38 protein-coding genes are annotated in these 23,535 nt (G+C 63.0%); 21 read left to right on the forward strand and 17 right to left on the reverse strand.

Annotated elements, in window-relative coordinates; translation table 11 throughout:
* Position 1: 1 nt before the first annotated feature.
* Both C513_RS0108325 and C513_RS0108330 read right to left on the reverse strand, forming a co-directional pair.
* Complete coding sequence (locus C513_RS0108325; protein ID WP_156816075.1) at positions 2–652, reverse strand: phage tail protein; 651 nt, start codon at positions 650–652, stop codon at positions 2–4.
* A gap of 45 nt (positions 653–697) precedes the next feature.
* Complete coding sequence (locus C513_RS0108330) at positions 698–4,258, reverse strand: phage tail tape measure protein (RefSeq protein ID WP_018715593.1); 3,561 nt, start codon at positions 4,256–4,258, stop codon at positions 698–700.
* Between the two features lie 64 nt (positions 4,259–4,322).
* On the opposite strand from C513_RS0108330, the gene C513_RS14420 reads away from it, so the two are divergent.
* On the forward strand, positions 4,323–4,571 hold the full coding sequence (locus C513_RS14420) for a hypothetical protein (protein WP_018715594.1): 249 nt from the start codon (positions 4,323–4,325) through the stop codon (positions 4,569–4,571).
* Here the strand turns inward: C513_RS14420 and C513_RS14740 are convergent.
* The 14 genes from C513_RS14740 to C513_RS13700 all read right to left on the reverse strand — a co-directional run bounded on the left by C513_RS14740 (position 4,516) and on the right by C513_RS13700 (position 12,490).
* Positions 4,516–4,683, reverse strand: coding sequence for a GpE family phage tail protein (locus C513_RS14740; RefSeq protein WP_076342725.1), 168 nt, complete (start codon positions 4,681–4,683; stop codon positions 4,516–4,518). The genes C513_RS14420 and C513_RS14740 overlap by 56 nt on opposite strands.
* Positions 4,670–4,927 (reverse strand): phage tail assembly protein, encoded by a 258-nt coding sequence (locus C513_RS0108340; protein WP_018715595.1) that lies wholly within the window; start codon positions 4,925–4,927, stop codon positions 4,670–4,672. The genes C513_RS14740 and C513_RS0108340 overlap by 14 nt, the downstream gene beginning before the upstream one ends.
* Positions 4,927–5,448 carry a phage major tail tube protein gene (locus tag C513_RS0108345; RefSeq protein WP_018715596.1) on the reverse strand — a complete coding sequence of 174 codons (522 nt, stop codon included), beginning with the start codon at positions 5,446–5,448 and terminating at the stop codon, positions 4,927–4,929. Before C513_RS0108345 ends, C513_RS0108340 begins: the two co-directional genes overlap by 1 nt.
* Before the next feature lie 12 nt (positions 5,449–5,460).
* Positions 5,461–6,681: a phage tail sheath subtilisin-like domain-containing protein gene (locus C513_RS0108350; RefSeq protein ID WP_018715597.1), complete on the reverse strand. Its 1,221-nt coding sequence runs from the start codon at positions 6,679–6,681 to the stop codon at positions 5,461–5,463.
* Between the two features lie 3 nt (positions 6,682–6,684).
* Positions 6,685–6,927: a hypothetical protein gene (locus tag C513_RS13045; protein WP_018715598.1), complete on the reverse strand. Its 243-nt coding sequence runs from the start codon at positions 6,925–6,927 to the stop codon at positions 6,685–6,687.
* A complete protein-coding gene (locus C513_RS0108360; protein ID WP_018715599.1) occupies positions 6,924–7,592 on the reverse strand; it encodes a Gp37 family protein in 669 nt (222 codons plus the stop codon). The genes C513_RS13045 and C513_RS0108360 overlap by 4 nt, the downstream gene beginning before the upstream one ends.
* Positions 7,589–8,071: a phage protein Gp36 family protein gene (locus tag C513_RS13050; RefSeq protein ID WP_018715600.1), complete on the reverse strand. Its 483-nt coding sequence runs from the start codon at positions 8,069–8,071 to the stop codon at positions 7,589–7,591. The genes C513_RS0108360 and C513_RS13050 overlap by 4 nt, the downstream gene beginning before the upstream one ends.
* 116 nt (positions 8,072–8,187) lie before the next feature.
* On the reverse strand, positions 8,188–8,424 hold the full coding sequence (locus tag C513_RS0108370; protein WP_018715601.1) for a hypothetical protein: 237 nt from the start codon (positions 8,422–8,424) through the stop codon (positions 8,188–8,190).
* A 28-nt stretch (positions 8,425–8,452) separates the two neighbouring features.
* Positions 8,453–9,358, reverse strand: a complete 906-nt coding sequence (locus C513_RS0108375) for a Mu-like prophage major head subunit gpT family protein (protein ID WP_018715602.1) — start codon at positions 9,356–9,358, stop codon at positions 8,453–8,455.
* A gap of 26 nt (positions 9,359–9,384) precedes the next feature.
* A complete protein-coding gene (locus C513_RS0108380; protein ID WP_018715603.1) occupies positions 9,385–10,458 on the reverse strand; it encodes a phage protease in 1,074 nt (357 codons plus the stop codon).
* Between the two features lie 205 nt (positions 10,459–10,663).
* Positions 10,664–11,173: a hypothetical protein gene (locus C513_RS0108385; protein WP_018715604.1), complete on the reverse strand. Its 510-nt coding sequence runs from the start codon at positions 11,171–11,173 to the stop codon at positions 10,664–10,666.
* Between the two features lie 85 nt (positions 11,174–11,258).
* Positions 11,259–11,570 (reverse strand): hypothetical protein, encoded by a 312-nt coding sequence (locus C513_RS0108390; protein WP_156816076.1) that lies wholly within the window; start codon positions 11,568–11,570, stop codon positions 11,259–11,261.
* A gap of 15 nt (positions 11,571–11,585) precedes the next feature.
* Positions 11,586–12,068, reverse strand: a complete 483-nt coding sequence (locus C513_RS0108395; RefSeq protein WP_018715606.1) for a hypothetical protein — start codon at positions 12,066–12,068, stop codon at positions 11,586–11,588.
* Positions 12,065–12,490: a helix-turn-helix domain-containing protein gene (locus C513_RS13700; RefSeq protein WP_018715607.1), complete on the reverse strand. Its 426-nt coding sequence runs from the start codon at positions 12,488–12,490 to the stop codon at positions 12,065–12,067. Before C513_RS13700 ends, C513_RS0108395 begins: the two co-directional genes overlap by 4 nt.
* An 88-nt stretch (positions 12,491–12,578) precedes the next feature.
* Between C513_RS13700 and C513_RS14285 the strand changes: the two genes are divergently transcribed.
* Both C513_RS14285 and C513_RS0108410 read left to right on the forward strand, forming a co-directional pair.
* Positions 12,579–13,079 carry a hypothetical protein gene (locus C513_RS14285; protein ID WP_156816077.1) on the forward strand — a complete coding sequence of 167 codons (501 nt, stop codon included), beginning with the start codon at positions 12,579–12,581 and terminating at the stop codon, positions 13,077–13,079.
* Between the two features lie 58 nt (positions 13,080–13,137).
* The gene (locus C513_RS0108410; protein ID WP_018715609.1) at positions 13,138–13,323 is read left to right on the forward strand and encodes a DNA-binding protein; all 186 of its coding nucleotides are present in this window, start codon (positions 13,138–13,140) and stop codon (positions 13,321–13,323) included.
* A 78-nt stretch (positions 13,324–13,401) separates the two neighbouring features.
* On the opposite strand, the gene C513_RS14290 is transcribed toward C513_RS0108410, so the two are convergent.
* A complete protein-coding gene (locus C513_RS14290; protein WP_156816078.1) occupies positions 13,402–13,755 on the reverse strand; it encodes a hypothetical protein in 354 nt (117 codons plus the stop codon).
* 18 nt (positions 13,756–13,773) lie between these two features.
* Between C513_RS14290 and C513_RS14295 the strand changes: the two genes are divergently transcribed.
* From C513_RS14295 to C513_RS0108495, 18 genes are all read left to right on the forward strand, one after another.
* Entirely contained in the window at positions 13,774–14,127 is a 354-nt protein-coding gene (locus C513_RS14295; RefSeq protein ID WP_156816079.1) for an IclR family transcriptional regulator, read from the forward strand.
* Positions 14,128–14,140: 13 nt separating this feature from the next.
* Positions 14,141–15,094 carry a hypothetical protein gene (locus C513_RS0108420; RefSeq protein ID WP_156816080.1) on the forward strand — a complete coding sequence of 318 codons (954 nt, stop codon included), beginning with the start codon at positions 14,141–14,143 and terminating at the stop codon, positions 15,092–15,094.
* Positions 15,095–15,147: 53 nt separating this feature from the next.
* Positions 15,148–16,956: a DDE-type integrase/transposase/recombinase gene (locus C513_RS13065; protein ID WP_018715612.1), complete on the forward strand. Its 1,809-nt coding sequence runs from the start codon at positions 15,148–15,150 to the stop codon at positions 16,954–16,956.
* On the forward strand, positions 16,953–18,161 hold the full coding sequence (locus C513_RS0108430) for an AAA family ATPase (protein WP_018715613.1): 1,209 nt from the start codon (positions 16,953–16,955) through the stop codon (positions 18,159–18,161). The genes C513_RS13065 and C513_RS0108430 overlap by 4 nt, the downstream gene beginning before the upstream one ends.
* 3 nt (positions 18,162–18,164) lie before the next feature.
* Positions 18,165–18,314: a hypothetical protein gene (locus C513_RS14300; protein ID WP_018715614.1), complete on the forward strand. Its 150-nt coding sequence runs from the start codon at positions 18,165–18,167 to the stop codon at positions 18,312–18,314.
* 11 nt (positions 18,315–18,325) lie between these two features.
* Positions 18,326–18,718, forward strand: coding sequence for a hypothetical protein (locus C513_RS0108440; protein ID WP_018715615.1), 393 nt, complete (start codon positions 18,326–18,328; stop codon positions 18,716–18,718).
* Positions 18,715–19,326, forward strand: coding sequence for a hypothetical protein (locus tag C513_RS13705; protein ID WP_018715616.1), 612 nt, complete (start codon positions 18,715–18,717; stop codon positions 19,324–19,326). Before C513_RS0108440 ends, C513_RS13705 begins: the two co-directional genes overlap by 4 nt.
* Positions 19,327–19,329: 3 nt before the next feature.
* A complete protein-coding gene (locus C513_RS0108450; protein WP_018715617.1) occupies positions 19,330–19,842 on the forward strand; it encodes a host-nuclease inhibitor Gam family protein in 513 nt (170 codons plus the stop codon).
* Entirely contained in the window at positions 19,839–20,303 is a 465-nt protein-coding gene (locus C513_RS13915) for a hypothetical protein (RefSeq protein WP_076342726.1), read from the forward strand. The genes C513_RS0108450 and C513_RS13915 overlap by 4 nt, the downstream gene beginning before the upstream one ends.
* The gene (locus C513_RS0108455) at positions 20,300–20,515 is read left to right on the forward strand and encodes a hypothetical protein (RefSeq protein WP_018715618.1); all 216 of its coding nucleotides are present in this window, start codon (positions 20,300–20,302) and stop codon (positions 20,513–20,515) included. Before C513_RS13915 ends, C513_RS0108455 begins: the two co-directional genes overlap by 4 nt.
* 21 nt (positions 20,516–20,536) lie before the next feature.
* Positions 20,537–20,815 carry an HU family DNA-binding protein gene (locus C513_RS0108460; RefSeq protein WP_018715619.1) on the forward strand — a complete coding sequence of 93 codons (279 nt, stop codon included), beginning with the start codon at positions 20,537–20,539 and terminating at the stop codon, positions 20,813–20,815.
* Between the two features lie 106 nt (positions 20,816–20,921).
* Entirely contained in the window at positions 20,922–21,575 is a 654-nt protein-coding gene (locus C513_RS13075; RefSeq protein ID WP_018715620.1) for a regulatory protein GemA, read from the forward strand.
* Positions 21,562–21,951, forward strand: coding sequence for a Mor transcription activator family protein (locus tag C513_RS0108470; protein ID WP_018715621.1), 390 nt, complete (start codon positions 21,562–21,564; stop codon positions 21,949–21,951). The genes C513_RS13075 and C513_RS0108470 overlap by 14 nt, the downstream gene beginning before the upstream one ends.
* Before the next feature lie 45 nt (positions 21,952–21,996).
* On the forward strand, positions 21,997–22,488 hold the full coding sequence (locus C513_RS0108475) for a glycoside hydrolase family 108 protein (RefSeq protein WP_018715622.1): 492 nt from the start codon (positions 21,997–21,999) through the stop codon (positions 22,486–22,488).
* On the forward strand, positions 22,488–22,712 hold the full coding sequence (locus C513_RS13080) for a DUF7940 domain-containing protein (protein ID WP_018715623.1): 225 nt from the start codon (positions 22,488–22,490) through the stop codon (positions 22,710–22,712). Before C513_RS0108475 ends, C513_RS13080 begins: the two co-directional genes overlap by 1 nt.
* Positions 22,709–22,942 carry a TraR/DksA C4-type zinc finger protein gene (locus tag C513_RS0108485; RefSeq protein ID WP_018715624.1) on the forward strand — a complete coding sequence of 78 codons (234 nt, stop codon included), beginning with the start codon at positions 22,709–22,711 and terminating at the stop codon, positions 22,940–22,942. Before C513_RS13080 ends, C513_RS0108485 begins: the two co-directional genes overlap by 4 nt.
* Positions 22,939–23,217, forward strand: a complete 279-nt coding sequence (locus C513_RS0108490) for a hypothetical protein (protein ID WP_018715625.1) — start codon at positions 22,939–22,941, stop codon at positions 23,215–23,217. The genes C513_RS0108485 and C513_RS0108490 overlap by 4 nt, the downstream gene beginning before the upstream one ends.
* Complete coding sequence (locus C513_RS0108495) at positions 23,214–23,534, forward strand: hypothetical protein (protein ID WP_018715626.1); 321 nt, start codon at positions 23,214–23,216, stop codon at positions 23,532–23,534. The genes C513_RS0108490 and C513_RS0108495 overlap by 4 nt, the downstream gene beginning before the upstream one ends.
* Position 23,535: the final 1 nt, after the last annotated feature.

The following is a 23,535-nucleotide window of genomic DNA, read 5'->3' on the forward strand; positions in this document are numbered from 1 at the left end:
ATCACCTCTTGCCAGCCCGCGTCACAGGCGCTTTCCGGGACCGCTTGGGCGGGGTTCTACGCTTTGTCTTGGACGGCTTCTTGGGCTTGCCATTGGAGCCCGGCTTCTCTGCCGCCACAGGCTCGGGCGCGGCCTGCACCAGCACTGGTGGTAGTACATGCTCGCGCAAGGTCAGCTGTGCTTCCAACCAGATGGGGGTGCCGTCCTGGCTGCTGGCGCGGTAGGTCTGACTCAACTCGGTGGGCACAAACCAGCCCTTGAAATCGCCATTGGCAAACACCAGCGGCATGCCCGTGTGTGCCCGCACTGCGCCTTCGAGTTTTGCAACTTCTGCAACGGGGTTGCAGAAGCCGGCATGCAGCACGATCTGCCAGGTGTACTCATCCAGCTTGTCGCCCACAAACTGCAGGCGGGGCTTGCCACCCATAACGGCCAATTCGGCATAGTCAGCGGATATGCGCCTTTCCATGCCATCCATGTAGGTGACCAGGTTGAACGGAATATCGCCCAGCAGTGCATGCTGGTGCGAGGCCACGCGACTGCGGCTGATGTTGTCGATGATCTGCGCCACAGTGCCCGCGCCGAACGTACCGAACGGCGTCTGGATATTGGGGATGGGGACGGCAGATGCCAGGGCAGACAAAAAGCTCATGCCCACAGCATCGCTGCTGTGGGCATGGCCGGCGATCAAAACGCTTTAGCGAATGGAGCGGCGTTCACGCTCCTCCAAAATGCGTTGCAGCATGCGCTCAAGGTCTCGTTGATTGGTGATCAACGCTGTTTGCACGGCCGTGCCTGTGGCCTGGGCATTGCCCTGATCCTGAATGGTGATGCTTGGGGCGTAATGCACCGTGATGTTGCCTGCCGCAGCCTGCCCGGGAGCTGCAGGAGTGCTGGCCACTGCATGCGCAGAGCGGAGCAACTGTTCCAGGCGAGATGGCGGTTGTGGGGCGGCTGCCAATGCGGCAGGCAGTTGTAGCGCCTGCTGCGGGATCTGCGGCAGCGTCCACTGGCCGCGCACGGCAGCGGTGGCATCCGGCACCTGCGGCGTGGCCATGGGGGCCATGCGCGGCAACAGCGGCTGCAGCATCGGGCCGATCACCGGCAACCTGGCCAGCGCCGGCAGCAGCTGCAAGGCCTGCTGCGGGATCTGCGGCAGCGCCCACTGGCCGCGTACGACAGCGGTGGCATCCGGCACCTGCGGCGTGGCCATGGGGGCCATGCGCGGCAGCAAGGGCTGCAACATCGGGCCGATCACCGGCAATCTGGCCAGGGCCGGCAGCAGCTGCAAGGCCTGCTGCGGGATCTGCGGCAGCGCCCACTGGCCGCGCACGGCGGCGGTGGCATCCGGCGCCTGCGGCGTGGCCATGGGGGCCATGCGCGGCAACAGCGGCTGCAGCATCGGGCCGATCACCGGCAATCTGGCCAGGGCCGGCAGCAGCTGCAAGGCCTGCTGCGGGATCTGCGGCAGCGCCCACTGGCCGCGCACGGCGGCGGTGGCGTCCGGCACCTGCGGCGTGGCCATGGAAGCCATGCGCGGCAGCAAGGGCTGCAACATCGGGCCGATCACCGGCAACCTGGCCAGGGCCGGCAGCAGCTGCAAGGCCTGCTGCGGGATCTGCGGCAGCGTCCACTGGCCGCGCACGGCAGCGGTGGCATCCGGCACCTGCGGCGTGGCCATGGGGGCCATGCGCGGCACGAGCGGTGGCACCTGGTGTGACGCAGCCGGCTGCGTCGTATGCATCGGCGGCAAGACTGGCTGCGCCAACAACGGTGCAGGCGCAAAGGCCAGCGTAATCGCAGCCGACATAGCACCAATTGCAGCACGCACTCCGCTGATGGACTGGTCGATACCCAATGCTGCGCCTTCGCCGATATTCCGGCCAAAACCCATGAACACACGGCTAGGACTGTGAATTTTTTGCTTTTGCTGGAACACCCCGGAGACCATGTCAGCCATGGCCCCCACCTTGGATTTGAGCAGCTCCCACTTGCTCTGCAAACCTTCCAGCAAGCCAGTGACGATATCGCCGCCAAACTTCAGGAACTTGCCCGGCAGACCGGCAAAGTAGCCAAGCAGCTCTGCACCCTTGGCAATGATCTTGCCCAAGGCTTCGCCCACAGCCTTGCCCATGGCCTGCGAGTTCGGGCCTGCGGCACGAATCGGCGTGATCAACTCAGTGAACCAAGTCCAGGCACGACGCACCAGCCCAATCACCGGCGCGAGCACGGGCCGAAAAGGCGCAAACGCAGCGACGATCACGCCACCTAGCGGCTTCAACGCGGCCCACACGGCGGAGGCAGCGCCTTTCAAGCCGCCCCATAGACCAGACAACACCTTGCCCAACGACTGCATCCCCGGACGCACCGCAGCTGCTGCGGCTGACAAGCCCGATTTCAGACCATCCCACAAGCCTTTCACAAAGCCTTTGATCGGCCCCCAGTACTTCCATACCAGCGCGCCAACCACCAGCAGCGCAGCAGTGATCCAGCCAATGCCTGGAATACCGAGCAACGCCAGACCCACGGCGCGCAATCCAGTCAGCAGCGGCCCTGACAGAGATGCGCCCAAGCGCAGCGCAGCAACACCAAAACCGCGCAAATCGGATGCTGCCGCCGCAATCCGGCCAAAGCCAGCCGCCACCTGTCCTGCCACCCGCATGCGCATTAACCAACCAGCAACAGTCGCTATACCTCCCGCCCATGACAGCAGGCCGCCAAGCATAAACTTTCCGGCCACGCCGAGAATGGTCATGGCAGAAGCCCCTGTCACCGCCACAACCGCTAGGCGTGACAGTGCCGGGTATTTCTCGGTGAAAGCCGTCAGCCCCTCCGCTCCTTTTTTGAGCCAGGGAACAAGCATCTCCACCACCGGAATCAGCGCGTTGCCATAGGCAATGCCCAGTTCCGTGCCGGCTATTTTCAAGCTTTTAAGCTTTTCGCTCATGCCCTCCGCACGACGCTCAAAGTCCGCGTCGATCACCATGCGGCCATCGGCGTTTGCCCCAGTTTTCACGTCGGCCTGCAGCCGTTTCAGTTCCTCCTGGTTCTGCATTTCTGCCAACAGATACGACACTGCTTGCATGTCCTGGAACAACTCGCCCAGTCCCGCGCGATCACCGAGCTTCTTGATCATGCCTTGGCGACGTTCCAGTTCAGCCTGGCGTTCTATCGGGTCTTTGATCGCCGCCACTTCAGCGGCTACTTTCTTCAATTCCTTTGCTGCTTCTGGCGCTTTGGTGGCCACGTGTTTCATCACCAGGTCAACGCCTGCAGCAATCGGATCCATACCCTGGCGAGCTGCGGCCTGCAAGGTGGGAATCAGGTCAATCCCCGCTTTCTTCTTGAAATCCTTGATGGTGTCTTGCGATGTCAGCTTGCTCAGGAAGTTCTTGAAGTTGTTCGCTGCCTCATCGTTGCCGCCAGCGGTGCGAGTGGCAATTTGCATGCGTGCAGCCATACTGACCACGGCTTCATTGCCTTTTACGCCCAGCTCTTTCATGTAGCCGCCCAGCTCCGGAAACCACTTGGCCATATTCGCCAACTCGAAACTGCCCGACTTGCCCGCTTTAGCCGCCTGGTTGAATGCCAGTTCCATGTCGCGTACTTCCAGCAAGTCAAAGCTGCGCGCCATCTTGGCCGCATCACCGGTGTCTGCGCGTGTGGCAGTAGCCGTTTTTGCCAGCAGCGGCGTAGTTGCTTCCGCCTTGGACTTCTCCATGCCGGTTTCCACCAGCTTTTTCATTGAGTCAGCTACCGCCTCCTGCTGCTGGTTGTACTTTACCGCCAGCCCGCGAATGCTCTTGGCCAGCTCAGCCTCTTCCTTGCGCGTCATGTCACCGGTAATGGCAATGTCCTTGACCACGTCCTCATACGCAGCAGCCACATTCAGGGGCTTGAACAAGGCATAGGCAGAAGTGGCGACCTCGACAATTTTCGACTTGGCATCCGCACGCATGCCTTGCCCTTTTTCCCGCCAGGACTGCCCACGCATCTGCATGTTGATGCCAGCCTGCTGCAGTTTCATGCCGCGCAATTCACCGCGCAGCTTGCCCACATTCAAGCCGGCTTCTCGCGCTCTGGCAGACAATGTGGCCACCTCGGCCGTTACCGCCTTGACTGCTTCCTGCCCGTAACGGCCACTTTTGGCAATCTCGTTGAACTTGCTCTTTGCCGCCAGCAGATCAGTCGCCAGTTTCTGGCTCAGGCGCACCTTTTCCAGCGACGCCTTGAGCTGGTCAGTGTTTTGCCGTAACATCTGAAGGCCAGACGTTGCGGCACCCCCAGAAAACGCAACCAGCACCTCCAACTTAGTCTGACTCATGATGCCCTCTACTCAATCTACCAATAACGACGTCTTGGCCGCTGCCCTGATCGCCGCTGTTGTGACGCTGGGCTTGTCTGTAGCAGCTATGGGGTGGGATGCTGGCCTGCTGGGCATCGGGGTAGGCATGGTGGTCATGTTCATTCCCGCCCTAGTCGTGATGGGCGTGGCCTTCCCCATCACTATTCCCCTCATGCTGCTGATTGGACGCTGGCTTGATCGCGTATCTGCTCGCAAGCCTGCTTAACCCAGCGCACCAGTTCCCCCACCTCCAGCCCGTCGATATCGGCGGGTGAAAACCGGAACCAGCGCGCCAGTAGGCCAGCGGCCTGCCAGTAGTCCTCCTCAGATACCCGCAACCGAGCGAAACATCTCCATCACCTGACGCACATCCGCCAACGTCAGTGCATCGGTATCTTCGATGGTCAGCTTTTCGTCCGACAGCGCGCAAATCATGTGCCAGACCTGCTCCTCCTCGTCCGTGGTGATCTGCTGCGCCTGCTTCAGATCCCGGCGGGTAGGCTCGCGCATCAGCGTGATGGTCTTGATTTCACCATTCGGTGTCTTGATCGGGGTTTTCAGTTCAACGGGTTGCAGCATCATCAGCCTCCAATGTTGTTACGGTAAATATCCAGGCGATCCACGCCATTGACCTTGTAGATGTTGGCCAGCACGTCCAGCTCGATCATGTCTTCGCCGTTGAACTGCTGCTTGATGTAGTGGCAGGCAAACGCGCTGCTGAATTCGGCGTTGTCGTTCTGCTTGAACGTGCCCATCGGGTTCTTCTTGAACATCACGCTCATGAAGGTCACCATCGGCAGCTGCTGCATGCGACCGCCGCTGCCGTAGGTTTCCACGCTGCTGCGCACCTGCAGCTGGGCCATGGTGTAGGGCTCGTTCATCTTCAGCCACACGTCGCGGTAGAACGAGTTCCACTTGATCTCTCCCTCCAGCTTGTCAAAGCCGGCCGGCAGTTCGATCTTGCCCACCATGCCCAGCGCCTTGTGCTCAGCCATGATCATGCTGATGTCGGGCAGCTTGATCTCTTCAGCACGACCCAGCAGGCAATTGCCGTCCACGTAGATGTTGGCGTTGGTGATGCGGTTCAGTTGAATCTTGCTCATGTCGTCAGCTCCTTACTGCTTGCCCACCAGGCCGCGCAGATATTCAATGTTGATCTCGCTCTGGTACGTCACGCGCTCCAGCGGGCTGTAGGGCGCAAACTCCACGCTCGGGATCAGGTGGCCGGCGGCCAGCTGCTCGGGCGGGTTCAGATCCTTGTTCAGCCACACCTTGCCGCCGGCAATCGCGCCGTTGGCCTGCTGGTGGCGCAGGAAGCGGTTACCGCTTTCCAGGATGTCGTCGATCACCGCGTTGTCCAGCGGGCGGTCCAGGTACTGCAGCGTGCTCAGCTCCAGGCTTTCCTGGATCACGTCGGCCGTGCGGCGCACGTTCAGGAAGTTCTTCTGGCCGGTGTTGGTCGGCCAGGCCGCGCTGCGGTTGCCCCAGCTGCGAATGCCGGTACCGAAGCTGTTGAACACGGTGATGATGCCGGCTTCGTTCAGCAGGTTGGCCTCGCTGTTGGCGTCGTTGATCATGGCTTCGATGTGGCGCTCCACACCCAGCACGTTCAGCAACTCCAGGTTGGAGCCACTCCACCAGTAGCCGTTCTCCTGGTCGCGGCGGCTCCAGGCACCAGCAATCACAGTAGACAGCGCTGCCAGCTCGATATCGCCTTGGCCCCCGTTCAGGGCCGGATTGAACATCTTCACCATCGGGTAGCACAGGCCGGCACGCTCGCTGCTGGTGCTGAAGTTGATCGTGCCCGCCGGGCCACGGCCGGAAATCGCCTGCTGCACCGTGATACCCACCGGGGCATCAAAGAAGGTGATGGCGCGAATGGCGGTAGCAATGGTCGTCAGCGCGGTGGATACCGGGGCCAGCGAACTGAAGCCCGGCGCGATCAGGATCTTCGGGAAGAAGCCGAACAGCTGGTAAGCATCCTTGAATGCCTGCATGCCGGTACGCTTGCCCGTCACCGCATCGATCGTTCCGATCACATCAGCGCTGGCCGCCGGCACGGTGGTGTGCTTGGCCGGGTCATGCACGTTCACCACGATGCACACCGTGGGCTTCTGGGCAAACAGGCGTTTCAGTTCGCGCACGATGGTGAAGTTCTCACCCTCCGCACCGAACTGCGCAAAGTCTGCCTCACGGCTGACCAGGATCGGTTCGTTGATGGCACCGGCGGCAGCGGTGCCCACCAGGCCCACCACCGAACTCTTGACCAGGCGCACCGCACGCGGCCCCTTGTCGATCTCGATGGTTTCAACGCCATGCAAATAGTTGGCTGCCATGCCTTACTCCTTCGTGGTGGTTTTGGTCTTGACCGCCGGCACCGGGTCTGCAACAGCAGATTCCTGCAGCGGGGTGATGAAGCCCTGGGCGGCCAGCGTGGCCGTTACCGGGTGGTCTGCCGGCAGCTCACAGCGCTGCTGGTTGCGCAGCAGCACATCGATGAACTGCGGCTTGTCTTCGGTGCCCACGTTCAGCGTCACGCCGCTGTCGGGGCCGGAATACACATAGGGGGTGAGCTTGCTCACGGGGTAGCCTCCTGGGGTTGGGTTTCAGGGATTTCGGGAAGAAAACGGTTTGCAGCCACCTGGCCTGCGCCATCGGCAAAATCCACGCGGCGCGTGGGCGGCGCGGTGTCACAGCAGGCGTTCGGGCCGTCAAAGGCCCACGGGCCGGGCGTGCACTGCTGCGGCACCAGCCAGGCGGTGCGGGTGGTGGCGGTCAGCTCGTAGTGCCAGACGCCGTCCTGGTAGTCGTCAAAGGCTCCGCGCTGGATCTGCATCGGGTCGCAGCCGGCCTGGGGCACAAAGCCCAGCAGCGCCAGTCGGCAGATCTGCAGCAGCTGGTAGGTGCCGCTACCTGCGCGAGCCTCTGCGCTGGGCACACTGGCATCGCGCAGGGTGCGGGCCAGCACGCGCACGCCAAAGCTGTGGCTCACCTCCAGCAGGCCGCCATGGCCGTCACGGGTGGTAAAGCCCTGGTAGATCACCAGCACCGTGCCCACCGGGTGCGACATGCGGTAGCTCTGCGGCGCGTCCGGCCAGCTCTGCACGTCCACCACCGGGTGCTCCCGGCCAGCGGGCGTCAGCGCTGCCTTCAGGCGCGCCACGATGGCACCTTCCAGCTCGGCCAGCGCATTGACCAGCGCTGCCGTGTCCTCGGCTTGCACCAGGGTGGACATGGGGGCGTTCATCGGTACTCCCTGGCCCACACGCTGGGCGGGGTTTCAAAGCGCGGCATGCCGGCGCTGGCGGCACCGGTCGGGCTGTCCGGCACATCACTGCGCAGGGCTGCGCCGTCCAGCAGCACCTCGCCCTTGCTGATGCGCACCAGCAGCTTGATGACGTCTTCGTAACGCTGGCGTGCATCCTTGATGTCATCAGCCGGGCGCAAGGTCTTGAGGCGATACACGGCGATATCACAGGCGCAGCGCATCAACACCGGGTGGCCATCCAGCAGCACCGGCTCGGTCAGCGATGCTGCGGGGGTATGTGGCTGCTGCAGCGGCAGCAGGTAACGCTGCCCCACGTAGGCATCGATTTCCATGCTGGCATCATCCAGGGCGGCAGCGGCGCGGCTGGCGTCAAAGGCCTGGCCTGTCTCGTCGGTGACGTGGCGCAGCTCGCGCTCCGAATAGCGCTCCAGCAGATGGGTGGGGGTTGCGTAAGGCATACCTGCATCGTGCCGGGCAGCCCTCTGCAGGCCGATTAAAGCCTTTTACTGTTTGCGCCCCCCAGAACGCAAAAAGGGCGCGGAAACCCGCGCCCCGGTACAGCGTCACCAACAGGTCACGCCTTGTCCTCCTCCGCCACAAACTCGACCACCAGCATGGGCTCGTCGGCGATGTTGGTCATGTCGGCATCGCTCAGATCCGCCACGCGCAGGCGCAGCGGGTCGGGGCCAAAGCAGTAGCCGGCCCGGCAGAAACGATCCGCGCCTGGCCGGGTGCGAACGTCCATGTAGACAAAGCGCACCTCCAGCTCTGCGGCCTCAGGCTGCTGGGCTTGCTCTGCGTCAGCAGTCACATGTTTTCTGGTAACCATGGCCGATCCTTTACAGCACCCAGGGGGTAACCAGCGTATCCACCAGGCCGGCGTTGGTGTTGGTCACGCCGTTGCCGATCAGCTCGGCCTTGGTGATATTCAGGGCCTGCTGGCGCAGACTGGGCGGCACCACCAGCAGCGTGGGCCGAATACCCAGCGGGCGGCCACCGTCAGCCTTCTGGCTGGTCATGGCGGTATAGGCCGCGTTGAAGTTCTCGGCAGTCAGCTCCGCCTTGGACTGGTGCGCCATCTGCCAGAAGCCGAAGCCCACGTTGCCGCGTGCGCGCACGCCATAGCGGTATTCGTCCCTCATGAACACCGTTTCGTCCTTGTCGTCGGTCATCTCGGTGAACTGCGGCGCGATGCGCTGCTGGAAGATGACGGGCTTGATGGCGCGGCTGCAGTCCAGCAGGTACCAGGCCGGGCCGGTGCCAGCGGTGGCGTTGCTCACCGTGGTCACGGCACCGGTGCCGTCCACATTGGCGTACACCGGGTGGTCGGTGTCGAAGAAGTACTGGCCATCAAAGCACAGCGTGCTGCCACCGGCTTTCAGCAGCGAAAACACCAGCTCATCCGGGTGCGCCTTGGAAGCACGGCCCATTTCGCTGAACAGCGGCTTGTACACGCCCACGTTGTCGTCCTCGATGTCGGTGCGCTTGACGCCCACTGTGCTCTCGAACAGCTTGTTGGTGATCGCGTAGCCGTGCGCCGCCATGTCCTTGACCACACGGTCACCCACCCACTCGCGCAGGGCGGGGAACTGGCCCAGCCAGCCGTAGGTGTTGCCCGCCGTGGTGCTGGGCACCGTGGTGGCGATCTTGTCGTAATCCGTCGGGGTCTCGGTCAGCGCCTTCTGGAACTCGGCGCGGAAGGCGGTGCGCAGTGCGGTCAGCAGCGCGTTGGTGATCATGGCCATGGGGATGTCCTTTCAGGTGCGGCGGCTCAGGCGGCCTTGGATTTCAGGAAGTCGGCGGCAGTGATGCCCAGCAGATCGCAGACGGCTTTTTCGTCGGCGCTCAGGGCGACGGTGCCGGAGTCGCAAGCGGGCGGTTTGCCAGCGGTTTGCATGCCCATGTCCAGCAAGGGCTTGGCATCCTTCAGGAAGGCTTGCAGCGCCGCCAGCGGCTGTTCGCGCCAGTAGGCTTCATTGGCCGGCAGGATGGTGCGGCCGGTCAGCGCAGCCGCCATCAGCTTGTCGTGCTCGGCCTTATCTGCCTGGGTGCTCAGCTGTGCCAGCTGGTCTGCCACCTTCTGGTGCTCGGCCAGCGGGATGTGCCGGGCGGGGTCAAACTGCTTGGCCTGCAGGGCGGCAATTTCCTGGTCCTTGGCCGCCACCTGGCCGCGCAGTGCAGCCAGCGCGGTCAGCGCGGTGTCATCGGTGGTGGACGCGGGCAGGCCCAGCGCCGCCAGAATGGCGAGTTTGTCCATGTGGTGGGGCTCCTGTGGAGTAGTGGTAGAAATGGGGTCGGCCAGCAGCAGACCGCCGGCGGCCGATAGCTGCGCCAGCGCGGGCAGCACGTCCAGGCCGGGGTCATTGGTCAGCGCCAGGCTGTGAAAGCCGTCCACCAGGCCGGTGTGCTTGTTGAAGCTGAAAACCGGGCTGCGATAGCGGTACTCGCCGGCGCGCAGCATGGCAGCGGCCTTGTCGGTCCAGCGCACGTCGGTGGCGTACAGGCCGTCATCGGGTACGTATTCCAGGGCGCTGAACCAGCCAGCGGCCGGGGCGGGTTGGCCGCTGTCCTTGGATTTGAGGGTGCTGTGCTCGTAGTCGATGACGAATTCACGCTGGCGCTGGCGGGCGGCCTGCACCAGGGCGGTGCCCACGGCATCGGTCAGCACCCAGGCTGCGCAGGTGACATCTTCCAGGCCAGCCGGGCGGCCATCGTGCGCACTGAAGCTGCCGGCAGGCAGCAGCTTGATGCGCGTGGGGGCATCATGGCCGGCGGCAATGTCCAGCGCCATGCTGCAAGCGGCTTGCAGGGACGCGGAACGGGGATGGGTGGCGGTCTTGCTCATATGCCCGCCACTGTGCCGGGCGGGTGCTGAGCGGGCGATTAAAAGGCTTTACTCATTGCAGCGGGTGGGCTGCAACTGCGTGGCGTGGTCACGCCCAATGCAAACAGCGGCACAGAGGCCGCTGGAAACGTTTTCTGGGGGTGCTGAGGGGACAGGCGGCATGGTTGGGTATGCCTGCATCAAATCAGCGCCCCAGCGCCTTCAATTACCGCACCCGCCCAAACGAGCCGTCCCCTTCGCCGCTATCTTCCTCAGGCAAAATCCACAGCTCCATGCGACGCGCTTTCCGGTTGAGATCCATGTAGTAGGTGATTCCGTTCTGGGTGATTGCAGATTCATCATCCAACCGGCCCGTTGTGCGCCCCTGCATATAGTTGTGCAAGGAGTTGACGGAAACTTCCGGGTCGACTGCATGCGCGGCCACCACCATGGCCTCGGCGCACTTGGCATCGTTTTGGCATACCACCTTCACCTCAGCCATGCCCTGGCCACCTACGCTGCCCTGCGCGTGCACCGTAATGCCCTTGGCCACCACAGCGCGCTTGACACCGTTCGTCGCCGCCCACGCGGGCAACCGCATTCCTTCGCCCAGAAACGCTGCCCAGGTATTGAAGCTGCGGCTGAACGTGGCCGGCGATACGGCAATAAAAGTATCTGCCGCCTGTGCCATGCCGCTGCCGGCCAGCAGCAGGCTGGCAATAATGTGACGCTTCATTTTCTCCTCCCATTTCCCCCAAGCCTTTTAATTGTTCGGGCCACCATGCCATGCCACGATCACCGCATGAACACACCACCCAACCTCACCCCCTCGGCGAACGCGCCACATCCGGCGGACGCACATCCAACGGCACAGGAAGACTCTCTTCCAGCATCGACAGCACTCGCTCAATACCGCCAAGAGTTTGAGGAGCGTGTTCGTCGTTTGCGTTTTGCTGCCCAGACTGCTGCCAGGCTCGCCGAAAAGCTGCAGCGAAAGCGGCGCCGTCCGGGTGCGTCTGCACCAGCGCAGCCACGGCGCACTGCAGCCCGAGCAACTGGCCGTGTGCGTTCTGCAGTGCGTCGCCATACAGCGCCAGGGTCTGATTGATCTTCACTTTTTCGGTCTCGTCCATCGTCATTTCTCCCTGTTATTTCCTGTCCTGCAGGATCGTGTCAATGATCTCGATACGCCGCACATAGTGAGCGATCATCTTGCCCCTGCCTTGGCGAATGCGCAGCAGCCAGGGCAATGGAATAGCCACTGCGCTGAGCACCCAGGCGAACATCCAGACCGAGCCCAAGTACTTCAGCCAAAGTCCTGATCCCACAAGCCACACCGTGCAGACCAGCCACGCGGCGAGCCAGAGAAAAGGGACGTTGAAGAACAACCCCTTGCGGAACTGACGCAGCTTTTCCTGGCAGCGCACAAGCTCACGCATCAAATCTGCGGTACTGAGGTGCCACAGGTGTTGCCCGGGGTGAAGGTAGATGTCCCCCGTGTGGCCAATGACGTTCTGCCCCCCATGGATGGCACCAATATGGATGCTGGTACGTGGTGCCTCGTTGTGAACATCTCTGGCAGCGACTCCACCACTGACCGCTGCATGGAACTCCTGGTTCGGCCCAGTCATTTCTTGCCCTTGTTCACGATGTCGCGGCCAGCAACCCCTCCGCTGACGGGGCCGTGGAAATTTTGAGTTGCAACGCTGGAAGAAGGCTTGGAGACGGTGGCTTTGCCTGTCTTGGCGGCCATGCGGGCCGTACCCTCAATGAGCAAGCGGCCTTCGTCTCCAGCGTCCTCGTAGTCCTTCAGTAACCGTTGCTGCTGCTTGCTGAGGCGGCTTTCCACGGGCTGGCTACGCTGGCCCGTCAACACATACAGAACGTCTACACCTATGACTGCGATTGCCATCAGGTAGCTCGCATCCGGTTCCCGCTCCCCCTTTTCGTAATTTCGTTGAGACCGTGGAGTCACAGGTACGCGATCAGCGAACTCGTTCTGCTGCAAACCGAGCCTATTTCGCTCTTCGACAAGGCGTTCAGAAAATCCCATTTGTTCCGCTCAACTATTGACAGAGGAACAATTGTTCCTCATAATTACACCAACATCAACAAACATCAACACACAAGGAGACCCGGACATGTCTGCCGCTGCATCTTCCTCACCATCTGTTTTTCTCGAAGGGCGGAAACCCTGTGCCGCCCTCGGCAACGGGGCGAACCTGCCCCCCATGCTTGCAGCTGGGGCACCAGGCGTACCCACCGTCAGCGACAGCCAGCACGATCTTCTCACCACGCTCGAAGCACGGCTGGCAGAAGAGTGGGCCATCCTTGCCGCAGCCCTGACCCGCTTCGGCCAGGCTGCGCAATCGATAAGCAAAGAACTCCCCGCTGAAAGTGAATTTGGCAAGCTCATGCTCCTGTTTTTCAGCCTCTCGAGTCTCCATGTCGCGAATGCGCTTCTCAAGGGCGCCGATACGCCCCTGCTGCTCGATGACGGTGCCCAGCAATTGCGCAACCTGGGCTTGAGCCTCCAGGAGTTTTTGCGAGAGATCGATCTGGATGGCCATCGCTTTCTGGCGGTCTCTCTCGCCCACCAGCAATTTGCTCAGTTCAACCGCACCCGTGAGGCTGGCCAGTAACGGCGCCACGTCCATGCTTTCCCCTTTTTTCTAGTTCTCAACATCTACGCAACACATTATGAAGCACGTAACTCGAACTCCGCAGCAGATTCGCGCTGACTTCGTCAAGCGCGGCATCACCATCACCGACTGGGCGCGCCAACGCGGCTATCCGCGCAACAAGGTCTATCAGGTACTGGGTGGCCAGTGCAAGGCCAAATGGGGCCAGGGCCACGAAATCGCCGTGGCCCTGGGCTTGAAGTAAGAGGCCGCGCCATGACCACCAGCTTTATTCAACAAGCATTGCTGCAAGAGGCAACCCGCAGCAATGGGAAGCAGCTACTTACCTTGGTTGATGCCAATCGTTTGTGCGCCGGATTGAATTCTGCGCTGCCTGCTGCGCAGTCACATTTGGCCATACGCCCTGGATCGCCAGTAGGTGATACAGCATCTTACGAGGTTCGTACAGCGCGGCAGTTTCACCATCTCGCCTTTTCCGACTCTGCTTGCGAAGTTCTTCAAAACGTTCCGCATCTGCCTGAAGCAGATCCGCAACCTGCCCCGCCTGGGGGTGCCCACGCAACAGTGCCGGAAGTACCTCAACCAACGCCATCAGCAGACCGCTAGCCCAGTTGTCAACTTCATCGATCTCCGCACGCAAAGCAGCGATTTCCTGCCTGAGTTTTTCCTCATTCATCTGTTTCTCCTTTTGAAAATGACTGACCAGATTATCAACAAGTGCATGAGCGCCACCCGTAACCTGCCCACCCGCACCCTGGACGTATTGGAAGTGCTGTGCGGTTACGCCGCCACCGGTGCCACCAATGCCGACCTGGCCCACGCCGCGCAAACCACACCCGCCGACATCAGCCGTATCACCAAGCTGCTCATCAGCAAGGGATGGGCACGCAAGAGCGAGGACACCGGCCGCTTTTACCCCACTGCGCAATTCACCCGCCTCACGTTCCGCGTGGCGGCTGACTTCGACCGTGTCCAGGCCCAACTGGAAGACCGTCGCCGAAGCATGTCCCACGCAGATGGGCGCGCGCTGAACGAAATTTTTAATTAAGGAGATACCTCTCATGTCGAACAACGAATTGGACCGGCCCGCACCAGCTCCTGCTGCGGAAATTTCGCCCACCTTCGAGGCTCGCCTTGTTACGGCCCAAGACAGCGCCATTACTCCTGCCCAGGCTGATGAGGTGTTTGCTGCCGGTATTGACATTGGTCGGCTGGAAGCCATGGACTTTGTGGCGACGATCGCCACTTCTTCGATGCTGGCCGTCTTCGAGAACATAAAGAAATCAAAGGCTTGGCGTCATCTGCACAATCCGCAAAGTGGCGACGGTCGCCATTTTTCCAGTCTCGAAGAGTTTTGTGAGGTCAAGTTTGGTAAGTCCTATCGCCGGTTGCGCGAACTGTCCTCGAACCGCAACGCGATCGGCCAGGAAGCCTTCGAACAGGCCGAACGCATCGGCCTGCGCCAGGTGGACTACAACACCATCAAGGCACTCCCAGCACCCAAGCAGGAGCTGATCAAGGAAGCCCTGGAAGAAGGCGCCACCAAGGAAGACTTGCAACGCGCACTGCGCGAACTGGCCGCCGCCGACCAGAAGGAAATCGAAAGCCTCACCGCGCGCGCCGAAAAAGCCGAGGAAGCGGCTGAGTCCGCCGAAGCGCAAGTTGCCCGCAAGGACAGCAAGATCAACGAGCTCGATCGCAAGCTCAACGCACGCAAAGTCGTGGCCTACACCGACTGGCCCGAAGCCTTCAAGGGCCTGATCGCCCAGGCGCAGCAGGCCAAGCGCGAGCTCCTCAACGCCGTGGATGCCTTGGCAGTGATCCGCCAGGACGCCATGCAGGTGCAGGCCGAGTCGCCTGCCGAAGAAGAGGTGCTGGGCCGCGCCTGGATCGCCCTGGCCGACGAGATGCAGGACATCTTTGCCATCGCTGGCGGCAAGCTGGAGAAGGAAGCTCAGGTGTTCGACAACACCCTGCAAGCCGTGGCCGATGACCACCGGGAAGGCAGCAAGTAAGGAGGTCGCACATGCGCCCCAGAACGCAAGCACGCAACCGAAAGACACCCGAAATGCTGCAATCCCTTCTTGACCTCAAAACACGCCTGCAGGCAGCGCCGCACGGCGGCCAGCGCGCCCTGGTGGAGGAGTTCGCCGCCAGCGTGGGCAAAAGCTGCGCCACCGTGTACAAGTGGCTGACCGACGAAGTGGGCTACTCCAGCGGTCGCAAGCCGCGTGCCGATGCCGGCACCACCCGCCTGGCCCCCGATGTGCTCCAGTTCGTGGCCGCCGCCAAGCAGGAGAGCATCCGCGCCAATGGCAAAGCCACCATGGGCACGCCCGTGGCCATGAGCATTGCCGCCGCCAATGGCCTGGACATCAACGTATCCGGTAGCCGCCTGCAAACGCTGCTGCGCCAGCATGGCATGCAGCCCGGCCAGTTGCGCGATGCCCGCAACACCCAGCAAATGCGCAGCGAGCACCCCAACCATGTGCACCAGATCGACCCCTCGCTGTGCCTGGTGTACTACATGGGCGGCAAGCAGCGCGTCATGCGCGACGACGAGTTCTATAAGAACAAGCTGGATGCCGTGGCCCGCATCAAGCTGAAGGTCTGGCGCTATGTGCGTGTGGACCACTTCAGCGGTGCCATCGACATCCGCTACTTCGAAGCCGCCGGTGAAAACCAGGCCGTGCTGTTCGACTTCCTGATGCACACCTGGGGCCGGCACGCCACGCGCCTGAGCCACGGCCTGCCGCGCCTGCTGCTGTGGGACAAGGGCAGTGCCAACACCAGCCACGGCATTCAGCGTCTGCTGGATGCCCTGGGCGTGCAGCATGAAACCCACGCCGCCGGCCACGCCTGGGCCAAGGGCGGTGTGGAGGTAGCCAATAACATCGTCGAAACCCAGTTTGAAAGCCGCCTGCGCTTTGAACCGGTGGAGTCGGTGGAGGCGCTCAACGCCGCCGCCGAGGCCTGGGTGCGCGACTACAACGCCAACGCCATTGCGCATGTCGATGCCCGCGTGCACCGCCCCGGCGGCGACTTTGTGCGTGACGACCTGTGGCACGGCATCCGCGCCGAGCAGCTGGTGGCGCTGCCCGAGCGCAGCGTGTGCCTGTGGTTCCTGGCCGGCAAGGACGCTACGCGCAAGGTCAACAACCTGCGCATCAGTTTTGCGCACCCGGAGCTGGAGCGTCCCGGCCAGTACGACCTGCGCGCCTGGGCCGATCAGCTCTACAAGGGGCAGGAGGTGACCGTTACGCCGCTGCTGCTCAAGGGCGGTGCCGTGCGCGTGAGCATTGAACGCCTGGGCCGCGAACCGCTGCTGGTGGAAGTCATGCCGGAGGTGGATTACGACCAGGCTGGCCGCCCGATGAGTGCCACCGTGTTTGGCGAACGCAGCGCCATGCCGCATGACGCCAGCGTGGCCACGGCCAAACAGCTGGTGCAGGCCGCCTATGGCGACGGCACCAGCCTGGAAGATGCAGAGGCCAAACGCCGCGCCAATACCAGGCCGTTTGCCCATCTCAACGATGGCAAGGGTGTGGTGGCGCACAGCCACCTGGGCAAGGAAGAGCTGCCCACCCGGCTGCAGCGCCAGGCGCAGGAGGTGGACACCCCGGCCATTGCGGCTGCCCGCACCACGCCGGAGCTGGCCCCCATGAATGTGGTGACCGCGTCCTTGCGGCTGCGCGGCATGTTGGGTCGCAACTTGCTGCCTGAAGAAAACGCCTGGCTGCGTAAGCAGTACGCGGATGACAAAGTGCCGGTGGAGCACATCGACGCCATTGCCGCCCGCCTGCGCGGTGACGACCTGGCTGATCAGGCCACCGGCACACACCACGTGCGCCCGTTCCTGAAGGTGGTGGGCCAATGAGCAAGACCGCCATGCAACGCCTGATCGACAAGGCCGGCTTCAAGCAGGCTGCCGCAGCCCGCGCCGTCGGCCTGTCGGTGGGCACCTTCAGCAAGGCCGTTGCCCTGGGCCAGTGGCCCAAGGTCGACGCGGCCAGCTACCAGCAGGCCCTGCGCCAGCTGCTGATCGAGCACGGCATGGCCGCTGCCGACATCGACCGCGCCATGCGCGCCCTGGAAAACAAAAACGCCCCGCACACACCGTCCAAAGCACGTGCAGGGCGTACCCCCTCAACCCAAAAAAGCAAAGGAGATGCCGCGATGTTACTACGCAAGCAAGCTTTCACCCAGGAGGCACGCAAGGCCTTTGGCCTGACGCGTGACCCCTTCACCGACGACGTGCAAGACGCCGCCGACGTGTTCACCAGTCCGGACGTGCGCTACGTGCGCGAATCCATGTGGGCCACAGCGCGCCATGGCGGCATGCTGGCCGTGGTGGGCGAATCCGGCGCGGGCAAGTCCACGCTGCGCCGTGACCTGATCGACCGCATCCGCCGCGAGTCGGCCAGCATGATCGTCTGCGAGCCCTACGTGCTGGGCATGGAAGAGAACGACGAGCGCGGCCGCACCCTGAAAGCCGCTGCCATTGCCGAAGCGGTGATTGCCAGCGTGGCACCCTTGGAAAAGCCCCGCCGCAGTGCCGAGGCACGCTTCCGCCAGCTGCACCATCTGCTGCGCGAAAGCTACCGCAGCGGTAATCGCCATGTGCTGGTGATCGAGGAGGCGCACGGCATGCCCACCGCCACGCTCAAGCACCTGAAGCGCTTCTTCGAGCTGGAGGACGGCTTCAAGAAGCTGCTGTCCATCATCCTGATCGGCCAGACCGAGCTGCGCATGAAGCTGAGCGAGCAGAACGCCGAGGTGCGTGAGGTAGTGCAGCGCATCGAGATCGTCGAGCTGCCCGCCCTGGACAACCACCTGGCCGACTACCTGGCATTCAAGTTCAAGCGCGTGGGCCTGCAGCTGGACCAGGTCATGGATGCCGGTGCCGTTGATGCGCTGCGAGAAAAGCTCTCCATCGCCAAGCGCGGCACCCGCCCCAACCAGCGCGAGCTGCACAGCCTGCTGTACCCGCTGGCGGTAGCCAACGTCACCACCGCCGCCATCAACCTGGCCGCCAGCATCGGCGCGCCATTGGTAACTGCCGAAATCATCAAGGAGGTGTGAGCCATGCGCAGCTTCATCGTCACCGTGTTTTGCCTGGGCATCCGCTACCAGTTCACCACCCTGGCCACAGGCAGCTGCGAAGCCATCCTGGCCGCCATGGATGCCTATCCGCAAGCCGACACCGTGGGCGCACGCCCGGTCACCGTTCACTGAGGAGCCACCCCATGAAAATCGCTTGCCTCATTTTTGGCTGCCGCAGCTTCCGCAATGGCTCCTGCCATGGCTGCATGGCCGAGCTCGACCAGAGCCTGAAGCCCAACACCCGCTGCGAGGAGCTGGGCATCTGTCAGGGCAATGGCTGCGCAAGCTGTGGTGGCACCAGCTACCCGTTTGCCCCCGATGCCATCGAGCACAGCCGCAGCCAGCCCGGTCGCGCCAGCGTCTGGACGCGCAAGCTGTTGCGCCTCGTGTTCCGCGCCATCGTGGTGGCAGCTGTGCTGCTGGCCCTGTACCTGGCCTGGTGGTGGCCGGAAATCTGGCTGGATGCCCAGGCCAAGCACGCGCAGAACATGCTGCAAGCCGCCACCGTGCAATGCACCCCGGAGGGCCTGCAGTGACGTCCGCCCAGCTGGTCAACACCTGCCCCGTGTGCGGCGCAGAAGAAAGCCTGGACGCCATGCTCCACCGCATGATCCAGGACGACGAAGCCCGCCGCCTGATCTACGAGGTCATAACGCGCAGCTTTGTGCTGGGCGGCCACGTGGCGCGCTACCTGCGTCTGCACAAGCCGGCCAAGCACCGCCTGAGCATGACCAAGGCCCGTACCGTGCTGGCCGAGCTGGTGCCGGCCGTCACCGGTTCGTTCACCCGCAAGGGCCGCGAATGGCAGCTGGGCCGCGACGGCTGGGATGCCGCCTTTGCCGCCGTGTTCCGCCAGGCCGAAAGCGGCGCGCTGCAACTGCCGCTGTCTGGCAACGCCTACCTGTTCGAGGTCGCCATGCAGCTGGCCGACAAGGCCGAAGCCGCCGCCGAAAAACAGCACGAACACAGCCTGCGCAGCCGCGAGTACCGCAGCGACGCAGCCACCGATATCGCTGCCGTGGCCGCCAATGCGCTGCAGCAGCGTGACCCCGCCCTGGTCAAGCTCGACCAGGACAGTGCCCGGGCCACCCCCATGCCCGAGCACATCAAAGCCAAGATCCGCCAACTCAAGAAAGGAGCCTGAACCATGGCCACCCGTATCCGCAAATCCGCGCAGGTCTACGCCTGCACCAGCCGCGAAGAAGCGCAGAACGCCATCAAGCAAATTGGCGACCTGCAGCGCGAACATGCCCGCCGCAGCACCGTGCTGAACGACGCCATCGCCAAGATCACCGAGGCCGAAGCCCCGCACCTGGACGCGCTGCACCAGCGCATCAACACGCTGCAGGCCGGCGTGCAGACCTGGTGCGAAGCCAACCGCGAACAGCTGTGCGGCAAAGGCAAAACCGCCAACCTCATCACCGGCGAAGTCGCCTGGCGCATCCGCCCGCCCAGCGTGCGCGTCACCGGCGTGGACAGCGTGATCGACCTGCTCAAGCGCATGACCCTGGGCCGCTTCGTCCGCACCAAGGAAGAGATCAACAAGGAAGCCATCCTGAACGAGCCCGACGTCGTGGCTGGCGTGCCCGGCATCAAGGTGGTCAGCGGCGTGGAGGACTTTGTGATCACGCCGTTTGAGGTGGAGACGGAGGGCGCATGAAAGACCATCCGATCGAATGCACACGCTGCAAGCACAAGTGCAACTACTCCGACTTGGCGGGACGCTATTCCAAGAAATACGGCGGCTGTATGGAGATGGTTTGTCCTCGCTGCGGGTGCCGCAGCTATTACGACCTTTCTCCATGGTTCGCCTGGTCTTGGGCAAGTGGCTTGATTGAGCTCGGCGAACTGCCTCCTGAACTCGCCGAAGACGGGAGCGGATGCATTGTGTTCGCCAAAGGGCCGCGTGCAGAGCTGGAAGCCGTCGTCGGGGTGCTGGCACGCCGCGGAAAAGGCGATAGCGCAGGCAGGTATTTGGTTCCTGGCGTGCCCGAAGCATCCAGCGGCACTGAAGCGATAGATGCGTTTTCCCAATGGGTGGACTGGTGCATGAAACGCAATGCACGGTATGCCAAGAAAGGCGTGGTGTTTTCGAACAATCCAGAGGAGCTGTTTCCATGAACGCCGCCCGCACAAACCAGCCCCGCAGTTTGGCCGATTGGGCCTTGCAAAGTGCCGCACGCGATTTGCATTGCGCCAACCGGCTTGATGCGCAACAGCAGCCCGAAAGCGCCGCCAACCTGCGCTACCAGGCCGGCATGTTGATTGCCGCCGCCAACGCGGCCACTGCTGTGGCTGATAGCCGTATCCAGATCGGCCCCACCGACATTTAACCCACCCCGAAGGAGATCCCCATGAGCAAGTCCCAACTGATTGACGCCATCACCACAGCCGGCAACGGCAGCATCAGCGCCGCTGCAGCAGACCGCGCCCTGGAAGCCGTGCTCGGCACGATCACCAGCAGCCTGCGTGCCGGCAAGAAGTTCACCATCGTCGGCTTCGGCTCTTTCGAGCCGGTGCAGCGTAGCGCCCGCGTTGGCCGTAATCCCCGCACTGGCGAAACCATCCCGATTGAGGCCAGCACTGGTGTCCGTTTTTCTGCCGGCAAGGGCCTGAAGGATGCCCTGAACTGATTGTCTCCAAGCGGCAACTGCCGCTTTTCCCCGGCGGCTTGCTGCCGGGGCTTTTTCAAGAGGCTGGGCTCCGGCCTTTTCAACAAGCGAACCCGAGATGTCCCCCATGAACACCACAGACCCCACCCGCAAGACAGACCTGGCCAAGATCCACATCGGCAAGAAAGACCTGCAGATGAGCGATGCCGATTACGAAGCCGTGATCCTGCGCGTCAGCAAGGGCCGCACCAGCAGCGCCGGCGAACTGGGCTGGCACGAGCGCAGCCAGGTACTGGCGCACTACAAACGCTGCGGCTGGTCGCCCAGCCACAAGCAAAAGCCCGGTGCCCGCCACAGCCGCCCGGTCAGCGCCGGCAGCGCCGAAGCGCGCAAGGTACGCGCCCTGTGGCTGCTGCTGCATGAGCTGGGCCTGGTGCGCGATGCCAGCGAACGCGCCCTGGGCAACTACTGCAAGCGCGTGCTCAAGGTGGATGCCCTGCAGTGGGCCGACGGCAAGCTGTACAAGCTGATCGAAGGCCTGAAAGACTGGGCCATGCGCGCACTGCCGGCCAAGGTGGATGCCATGCGCGGCCAGCTCGCTCCGCACCATGCCGCGCTGCCGCCCGAGCTGTCCGAAGAGCTGCAATCTGCCCACAGGGAACTGCGGCGCACCGAAGCGAACGATCACCGTTTCGACGCCTTCAACGGCATGTACCAGGCCCTCAAGGCCGGGTTGAACCACATCAGCAACGCACAGGAGGCAGGCCATGGCATCGCATAACCCCCGCATCATCGTCAATTTCCCGCCGGAGTACCCGGAGCTGCTCAACGACATCGGGCAGGTCATTGCGCGCAACCTGTTCCAGATGGGCTTCCCCGAGGAGAACGCCAAGCAAGGGGCCTACATGATCACAGAGACCATCCGCACCGAGCTGGGTGGCGCTGCCATGTACCTGCCCAAGGGCCACCTGCACGATTTGAGCAAGCGCGACCGTGAGATTTTCGACAAATTCAACGGCCGCAACCTGTATGAGCTGGCCCGCGAGTACAACCTGACCGAAATGCAGATTCGCAACATCATCAAGCGCGGCATGCTGCGCCTGCGCGCCAAGCAGCAGCGACCGCTGTTTGGCACTGACGATGCCGGCGAAGATTAAAACGTTTTAATCGCTGCTTTAGACCATGCCCGCCACCATGGCGGCATGAGCACCAAAGCCCCCCTCCATACGTTTGAAGCCGCCTTCGAAAAACTCATCGGCCACGAAGGCGGCTATATCAACCACCCCAAAGACCCTGGCGGCGAAACCAAGTTCGGCATCAGCAAGCGCAGCTATCCGAGCGTCAACATCAAGTCCTTGACCCTGGCCGGTGCCCAGGCGATTTACCGCCGTGACTACTGGGACGCGCTGCAGACCGAGCGTCTGCCCGAACCGATCCGCTTCCACGTCTTCGACGCCGCCGTCAACTCCGGCCGTGGCAATGCTGCCCGCTGGCTGCAAGCGGCTGTGGGCACAGCACAAGACGGTCGCATCGGCCCCATCACGCTGGCTGCTGTGGCAAGCCTCAATCCTGCCGCACTGGTGGCGCGCTACAGCGCCGTGCGCCTCAAGTTCATGACCGACCTCAGCACCTGGCCCAGCTTTGGCCGTGGCTGGGCGCGTCGTATTGCCGCCAACCTCATGGAGACCATCTGATGCATTTGATCGAAGGCTGGAACAACGCCTGGCGTTTGACGAGCGTGCAAGCCGCTGCGCTGCTGACCCTGCTGTCCGTGCTGCAAGCCGAAGTGCTGCCGCTGTTCGAGTTCGCCTTGCCGCCCGAATACTGGCCCTGGATTACCGGCGCCTTCGGGGCCGCCATCGTGGTGTTGCGCCTGATCGCCCAGCCGGGCGTGCTGACAGGGACGCCCCCGAAATGAGCGAGCTGGGTGATATTGCAGATCGCGCTTCGGCGCGTGAAGCGGAGCTCCTGCAGGAAGCCCTCTACCAGCAACGCCGCCGCAGTGCCGGTACGCCCGGCCAGACCAGTGCCACCGATTGCGTGGAGTGCGGCGCAGCCATCCCGCTAGCCCGCCAGCAGGCCGTACCCGGTGTGCAGACCTGCATCGAATGCCAGACCGCACTGGAAGCCGCAGCGAGGCTGGCATGACGCTCACCGTGGACTTCTGGCACCTGGTGGGCCTGCTGCTCACCTTCATCGGTTCCCTGGTCGGTTTCGGCAAGCTGCTGCTGGCCCAGCTCGACAAGCGGCAAGACGCCGTCAGCCTGCGCGTATCCAGCATCGAAAAAGAGCTGGCGGACCACAAGGCGCGGCTCCCCCTCGAATACCAGCGCCGCGAAGACGCCATTCGCTTTGAAACCGTGCTCAATGCCAAGCTGGATGCCATCGGCGGCCGCATTGAACGCATCCTGGAGAAATCGTGAACCCTCCGACCATTGACCTGGAGAAAGCCCGGCGCGAGAACATCCGCTGGCTGCTGCTGCAAACCCTGAACTCGGCACGCCCGGTAGGAGCCAGCGAGTCCGTGATGCACTCCGCCATCACGGCCGTGCTGCCTGACATCACCATCCGCGAGCTGCGCATTGCCCTGGAATACCTGGAAGGCCGCGACCTGCTGGAGATCACCGGCAAGGGCTCGCAGCCGCTCTGGTTCGCCAAGCTCAGGCGCCATGGCATTGACCTGGTCGAGTACACCATCGACTGTGAGCCCGGCATTGCCCGGCCGCAGAAGTACTGGTAAG

This window comes from Allobrachymonas chironomi DSM 19884, assembly GCF_000374625.1.
GTDB classification, from domain to species: domain Bacteria; phylum Pseudomonadota; class Gammaproteobacteria; order Burkholderiales; family Burkholderiaceae_C; genus Brachymonas; species Brachymonas chironomi.